6 protein-coding genes are annotated in these 6,310 nt (G+C 60.9%); 3 read left to right on the forward strand and 3 right to left on the reverse strand.

Translation table 11 applies throughout. The features are described from left to right. Nucleotides 1–226: 226 nt before the first annotated feature. On the forward strand, nucleotides 227–628 hold the full coding sequence (locus ACQKP4_RS16055) for a lectin OAA family protein (protein ID WP_427634629.1): 402 nt from the start codon (nucleotides 227–229) through the stop codon (nucleotides 626–628). A 139-nt stretch (nucleotides 629–767) separates the two neighbouring features. Here the strand turns inward: ACQKP4_RS16055 and asd are convergent, their stop codons facing one another. Genes asd through ACQKP4_RS16070 form a run of 3 tightly spaced genes read right to left on the reverse strand, consistent with a single transcriptional unit; the run spans nucleotide 768 to nucleotide 4,042 of the window. After that, on the reverse strand, nucleotides 768–1,628 hold the full coding sequence (gene asd, locus ACQKP4_RS16060) for an archaetidylserine decarboxylase (RefSeq protein WP_427634630.1): 861 nt from the start codon (nucleotides 1,626–1,628) through the stop codon (nucleotides 768–770). A 17-nt stretch (nucleotides 1,629–1,645) separates the two neighbouring features. Further along, a complete protein-coding gene (locus ACQKP4_RS16065; RefSeq protein ID WP_427634632.1) occupies nucleotides 1,646–2,461 on the reverse strand; it encodes a rhodanese-like domain-containing protein in 816 nt (271 codons plus the stop codon). 42 nt (nucleotides 2,462–2,503) lie between these two features. Then, complete coding sequence (locus ACQKP4_RS16070; protein WP_427634634.1) at nucleotides 2,504–4,042, reverse strand: HDOD domain-containing protein; 1,539 nt, start codon at nucleotides 4,040–4,042, stop codon at nucleotides 2,504–2,506. 166 nt (nucleotides 4,043–4,208) lie between these two features. On the opposite strand from ACQKP4_RS16070, the gene motA reads away from it, so the two are divergent. Together motA and motB are read left to right on the forward strand one after the other, a co-directional pair. Beyond that, nucleotides 4,209–5,060 (forward strand): flagellar motor stator protein MotA, encoded by an 852-nt coding sequence (gene motA, locus ACQKP4_RS16075; protein WP_427634636.1) that lies wholly within the window; start codon nucleotides 4,209–4,211, stop codon nucleotides 5,058–5,060. A 3-nt stretch (nucleotides 5,061–5,063) separates the two neighbouring features. Then, nucleotides 5,064–6,101: a flagellar motor protein MotB gene (motB, locus tag ACQKP4_RS16080; protein WP_427634637.1), complete on the forward strand. Its 1,038-nt coding sequence runs from the start codon at nucleotides 5,064–5,066 to the stop codon at nucleotides 6,099–6,101. Nucleotides 6,102–6,310: the final 209 nt, after the last annotated feature.

A 6,310-nucleotide genomic window follows, 5' to 3' on the forward strand; every position in this document is an offset into this window, starting at 1 on the left:
GTGAATGACCTGACTGTAGCAGCTATGGCCTGCCGAGGTCGCTTTCGGACCCTGTGAAGCTGCCAAGGCTGCGACGGTGAGCGTAGGAGGAATACCGTTTGTCTGTCAGCCGAGTGTCGTTCGAGGGTGCTACTAATCTGACAGACGTGCGACTGGATACGCACAGTCGTACGGCCTGCCGCTAATGCCGGGCAGGTCTCTTAGTAACTTCAAGGAGATGAGGTTCATGTCTAAATACGTAGTGGCAAATCAATGGGGCGGGAGTTCGGCACCCTGGCATCCGGGCGGAGACTGGGTGTTAGGCGCGCGGGACAAACAGAACGTGGTCGCGATCGAAATCAAATCGGGCGATGGCGGGAAGAGCTTCACCGGCACCATGACTTACGCGGGTGAAGGTCCCATTGGCTTCAAGGCTCAGCGCACGGGCCAGAACCAGTACAACGTTGAAAATCAGTGGGGCGGGAATGACGCTCCGTGGCATCCGGGTGGCAAGTGGGTCATCGGCGGCCGTGACAATCAGAACGTTGTGGCGTTGAGCGTGACCTCCAATGATGGAGGGAAAAACCTCAGTGGCACCAATACCTACGCCAACGAAGGGCCGATCGGCTTTCGTGGGCAGATAGAGTAGCGGCACCACCGAGTTGTGTCCGCCCCTTCGAAGACGTTCGAAAGGGCGGATCGGAGTCGCTGTCAGTCAGTTGCGCAATTGAACACCGCACCCCATGTGGGAACGAGCTTGCTCACTCCCACAGGTTTTGTGCGGGTGGTCAGGCTTTCGGCAAGCCCAGGCCCTGGCCCATCTGCACCGGCGAACCGGCTGCCAGTTCTTCAGCCCACTTCACTTGATCCGGCCCGAACAGCACGACAGCGGTCGAACCCAGCTTGAAGCGACCCAGTTCCGCACCTTTTTCCAGATGGATCGGCGCGCGGGCAGCTTCGTCGTAACGGAAGGTTTTCAGCTCGCGTTTCGGCGGCGTGACCAGCCCGGCCCACACGGTTTCAATCGAGGCCACGATCATCGCGCCCACCAGCACCACGGCCATCGGCCCGCGCTCGGTGTCGAAAATGCACGCCACACGCTCGTTGCGGGCGAACAGCTCGGGGACATTTTCTGCGGTGGTCTGGTTGACCGAGAAGATCCGGCCCGGGATATAGACCATTTCGCGCAGGGTGCCGGCCAGCGGCATGTGCACGCGGTGGTAGTCCTTGGGCGACAGGTAAATCGTTGCGAAGTCACCGCCCATGAACGGCGCGGCATTGGCGGCATCACCGCCGAGCAATTCCAGCACGCTGAAACTGTGGCCCTTGGCCTGGAACACACGACCGTGTTCTATCGGGCCGAGCTGGCTGACCGCACCGTCGGCCGGGCTGAGGATCGCGCCCGGGGTTTCGTCCAGCGGGCGCGCGCCGTCTTTCAAGGCGCGGGTGAAGAATGCATTGAAGTGCTCGTAGGCGGTCAGGTCTTCGACCAGCGCTTGCGACATGTCGACTTGATAACGCTTGGCGAACCAGGCGGTAAAGGCGTTCTTGAACCAGCGCACGCGGCATTCGGCGACGCAGCCGGCCAGTCGCGAGAGCAAGTGGTGGGGCAGCAGGTATTGGCTGAGGATAAACAGACGCTTGTTCATTAACTGTCCTTAAAACCTTAAATCTCTACGGGGGTGTCGGGGTGGTTGCCCCATTCGCCCCAGGAACCGGCGTAGCCTTTGACCCGCGGATAACCGAGGGATTTGGCCACCAGATAGGTGAAGCCAGAACGGTGATGAGTCTGGCAGTGGGTGATCACTTCTTTGTCTTTGGTGATGCCGATTTGCTCGAGGATCTGCGGCATGTCAGTGCGGATGCGCAGGTTGCGCGCCTGATCCATGCCGGCCGTCCATTCGAAATTCACCGCGCCGGGAATGTGCCCGGCCTTGGCGGCCAACACTTTCTCGCCGGAGTATTCCAGCGGCCCGCGCGCGTCCCAGATCGCCAGGTCGGCGGCGCCGAGACGGCTTTGCAGGTATTCGCGGGTGGCGGTGGGCTCGTCGTGCAAGGTCAATGCGACCGGGCCGCCGGCGGGCGCCGGAACCTGGATCGACATCGGCAAACCTTCAGCCAGCCACGCCGGCAAGCCGCCGTCGACATAGTGGTAGTTTTTGTGGCCGATGACATCCAGCAGCCAGATAAAGCGCCCGGCCCAGCCGCCGCCTTCGTCGTCATACACCACGTAGACCGCGTCGGGGTTGTGGCCCAACTCACCGAACAACGCTTCGAGCGCCGCTTGCGGCGGCATCAGCCCCGGCGCGGGCGCCTGGCCGAGTTGCGTGCGTTTCGGATCGACAAACCGCGCACCGGGAATATGCCCTGCGACATAGCGGGCGCTGCTGGTCAGGTCCACCAGAATCAGATCGCGGGCCTCAAGGCGAGGGAGCAAGTCGCTCGGCTCGATGACCAGCGCCAAGCCAGAGAAGTCAGACATGTGAGGCCTCCAGAGCACAAAGGGGTGGATTGTAACGCAGCATCATTGGCCGCGGCTGCTAAAGCTGTGGAGTGCCTTTTCGATGCACTGCGCGGTTTTGCCGAAGGCTTGCACGGTGATTTCCGAGAACGGCCCTCCGCCCTGATCGGCCACAACGAGCATGATCACCCGGCCGTTATTGACCAATGAGCGCAGCAGCAGGTGTTCGCCGCGAAACTGTGCGCGCAGGCTGGCCGGTAACAAAGCCGAAAACTGCGCGTTGTTGGCCGGCGTCAAACGCACTTGGGCCTGTTGCGAAAGCAGGCGTTGCAGCACGCTGCTCTGACTGACGACCAGGTTCAGCCCCGCCGACTCCTTCGGCAACCCGGCTGTTTGATGCGCGCGCAGATTGGCGTGCGTACGGTCAGCCATCAAAATCATCACCCGGCGCATGCCGCACGCGACCAGCGCGTCACGGGCAGCGGTGGTCAAGTGCATGGCGTTGGTGAAGCGGCTCGGCTCGACCAGCAACTCGGCGCATTGTTTGCGCCAGTTCCCCAGGTCTTCAGTGGTCGGCGCCGGGGCCGGCAGCAACCCGGCATGCACCCGGTTCGTGCCCCACGGCCAGAGCAGCGATACCGCCGGGTGCCAGAGGTCGGGCATGGCGTGCAGTCGCGCACTGTTGGCGGCTTGTTGGTGCAATTGCTGCTGCACCTCTTCCATCGGAATTTGCAGGTAGAGGCTGGTCAGGTATTGCCAGCGCTCACTGTGCGGACTGTCCCACGCCTGTTGCGCCGACAGTGCCAGGCCGTTGGCCAGCAGCACGGTGTTCGCGGGCTGATTGAGCCAGCGCCGCAGGGTCGGATCGTCATCGAGACGGTTTTGCTGACGCAACGGATGCTCGCTGTCACGGGCGATGCGCAGGACTTTCACCAGCTCGCGCTGCTCCGTGAGCAACAGCCGGTAGCCTTGCTGGACCCAGATGGGCAGGCGCCAGACGTCGACCAGCGCCTGGCAGATATCCAGCAGCCGCACGCCGAACAGTTGCTTCTCGACTTTGCGCGCGGATTCGCCTTTATGGATAACCCGCAGCTCCCATTCTTCGAGCAATTGCGGATGCGCCAGCGCCATCGGCCACAGCGGCGAGAGAAACAGCAAACTGCCCCAGTGGATGTCCTGCCACAACCGCGCCAGGCGGCTGGCGAAAAAACCATTGGCCTGTTGGGTCGCGTGCTGACTGATCAATTGCAACTGACGCAGCGCCACCGGAATCTGTGATTGCGGTTCGGCGGGCAGCCGGGCGAGCAATTCTTCGGTGCGCTTCAACCCGAGGCGATTGATCGCCACTTCGAGGTTTTCGGCCGGTGCCGTCATGCTGCCGTTGGAGTGCCGGTTGGCTTCGCGAATCACGCTCAAGGCCAGGGCCGGGCTGTCTTGCAACAGATCGGCGATATCGCGAATGGAGCTGCGGTTATCGGCGATGGCTTTGCAGACACGGTCATGGCTGTCTTGCGGAACGGGCAGGCGCACGTTATCCAGCAGCTTGACCCAGCCTTCGAGCGTGTTCGGTTTTGGGGTGGGGTTGTTCGTTTCGTTAGCCATGGTTGGACGTGATCATCGTCTGCATTACCTGTGCCCGGAGTGGGCTAAATTAGCTTTTCGCGTGAACTGGCTATAGTCTGGCGCAGTTTTGCCGATAAGGAGAAGAAGAGATTTTTCAACTTCCGAATATGACCTTGAACCCGACTCAGTAAGTGCTCCCCTACCTATGGCTAAAATTCTCGGCATCATCGTCGTATTCGCGAGCGTGCTCGGCGGATACGTGCTCTCCCACGGCAAGATTGCCGCCCTTATCCAGCCTTTCGAGGTGATGATTATCGGCGGTGCGGCCCTTGGCGCATTCCTGCAGGCCAACCCTGGCCACATGGTCAAGCGCGTTCTCAAGAAAGCGTTTGGGATGTTCAGTTCGCGCTTCAACCACACTTTTTACCTGGAAGTGCTGGGCCTGATTTACGAAATCCTCAACAAAAGCCGTCGCGAAGGCATGATGGCCATCGAAGGCGACATCGAAGATGCCGCCGCGAGCCCGATCTTCGCCAAGTACCCCGCGGTGCTGAAAGATGAACGCATGACCGCGTACATCTGCGACTACTTGCGCATCATGTCCTCCGGCAACATGGCTCCCCACGAGCTCGAAGGCCTGTTCGACATGGAGCTGACCAGCCTCAAGGAAGACCTCGATCACCCGGCCCACGCCGTAAACGGCATCGCCGACGCCATGCCCGGTTTCGGTATCGTCGCGGCAGTACTGGGCATCGTGGTGACCATGGCCTCCCTGGGCGAAAGCGATCAGAAAATGATCGGCGTGCACGTAGGTGCGGCACTGGTCGGTACCTTCTTCGGTATTCTCGCGGCGTACGGTTTCTTCGGCCCGCTGTCGCACGCGCTGGCGCACGATGCCAAGGAAGAACTGAACGTCTACGAAGCCATCAAGGCCTCGCTGGTCGCCTCGGCTTCCGGCATGCCGCCATCGTTGGCCGTAGAGTTCGGTCGCAAGGTTCTGTACCCGGCGCACCGTCCAAGCTTCGCTGAGCTGGAACAAGCGGTTCGCGGTCGCTAAGTCATGGAAAATAACCAGCCGATAATCATCAAGCGCGTAAAGAAATACGCGGGCGGGCATCACGGGGGCTCCTGGAAAATTGCCTTCGCGGACTTCGCGACGGCGATGATGGCGTTCTTCCTGGTGCTGTGGCTGCTGTCCACCGCGACCCCGGAACAGAAGATCGCCATCGCCGGTTATTTCAAGGACCCGGTCGGCTTCACCGAAAGTGGCACGCCCTACATCATCGATTTGGGCGGCACACCCACGCTGGCACCGGAGAACACCCTCAACCCCGAGGTGAAATCCCAGCCGCAGCCGGACAAAGTGACGGTGGACTCCGAGCAAGTCGAAGGCATGGCCGAACAGGTCGAGAAAGAACGCCTGGAATTGTTGCTGCAAGAGTTGCAGAACAAGGTCGACGAGAACCCGCAGCTGCAAAAATTCAAGGACCAGATCCTGTTCGAAATCACGCCGAACGGCCTGCGCATCCAGATCATGGACGCGGAAAACCGTCCGATGTTCGACTCAGGCTCGGCGCGTCTGAAACCGTACTTCGAAGACATCCTGCTGGCCATGGCCGACACCATCAAAGCGGTGCCGAACAAGATCAGCATCAGCGGCCACACGGATGCCAAGCCGTACAGCGGCACCGGCGATTTCGGTAACTGGGAATTGTCCGCCAACCGCGCCAACGCCGCCCGCCGTGCGCTGGTCGCCGGCAGCTACCCGGATGCACAGGTGGCGCGTGTCGTGGGTTATGCCTCGTCGGCGCTGTTCGACCGCAAGAACCCGTTCAACCCGGTCAACCGTCGCATCGACATCGTGGTGCTGACCAAGAAGGCCCAACAAGCCATCGAAGGCGCACAAGGTGCCGAACCCGCACCGGCCGCACCGGCTGCAACACCGGGGCACGGTGCCCCGGGCGAAGTACCCGCCACGCCAGTCGATCCGAATGCGTTGCCACCGGAGCAGCAACCGGTGCCAGCGCACGAACTGCGCGAACGCTTGAACCTGTTCGAGGATGCCGCGCCGAAACCGGGCGAGCCGCCGAAGCAGTGATCATGAGTCGATCATTTTCGTGGGGGTACGAAAATGATCGAGCCCGGCAAAACAATCTACAAAGACGCCGACAGTGATGTCGGCTTTTTTGTGCCCGTTGTTTTCTCAAGCCAAGGCTAATCAATCACCCCCTGTGATCGCTTTGTAGTGGTTGCAGCGATATTTTGAAATGCGGAAAGCTCCTACATACGTTATAGAGCCGTCCGACA

This window comes from Pseudomonas sp. NPDC086278, assembly GCF_050280905.1.
Taxonomy (GTDB): domain Bacteria; phylum Pseudomonadota; class Gammaproteobacteria; order Pseudomonadales; family Pseudomonadaceae; genus Aquipseudomonas.

What these genes read in the sequence shown, in the direction of transcription:
- ACQKP4_RS16055 (WP_427634629.1), top strand. Translation starts at nt 227, where the DNA reads ATGTCTAAATACGTAGTGGCAAATCAATGGGGCGGGAGTTCGGCACCC.
- asd (WP_427634630.1), bottom strand. Translation starts at nt 1,628, where the DNA reads ATGAACAAGCGTCTGTTTATCCTCAGCCAATACCTGCTGCCCCACCAC.
- ACQKP4_RS16065 (WP_427634632.1), bottom strand. Translation starts at nt 2,461, where the DNA reads ATGTCTGACTTCTCTGGCTTGGCGCTGGTCATCGAGCCGAGCGACTTG.
- ACQKP4_RS16070 (WP_427634634.1), bottom strand. Translation starts at nt 4,042, where the DNA reads ATGGCTAACGAAACGAACAACCCCACCCCAAAACCGAACACGCTCGAA.
- motA (WP_427634636.1), top strand. Translation starts at nt 4,209, where the DNA reads ATGGCTAAAATTCTCGGCATCATCGTCGTATTCGCGAGCGTGCTCGGC.
- motB (WP_427634637.1), top strand. Translation starts at nt 5,064, where the DNA reads ATGGAAAATAACCAGCCGATAATCATCAAGCGCGTAAAGAAATACGCG.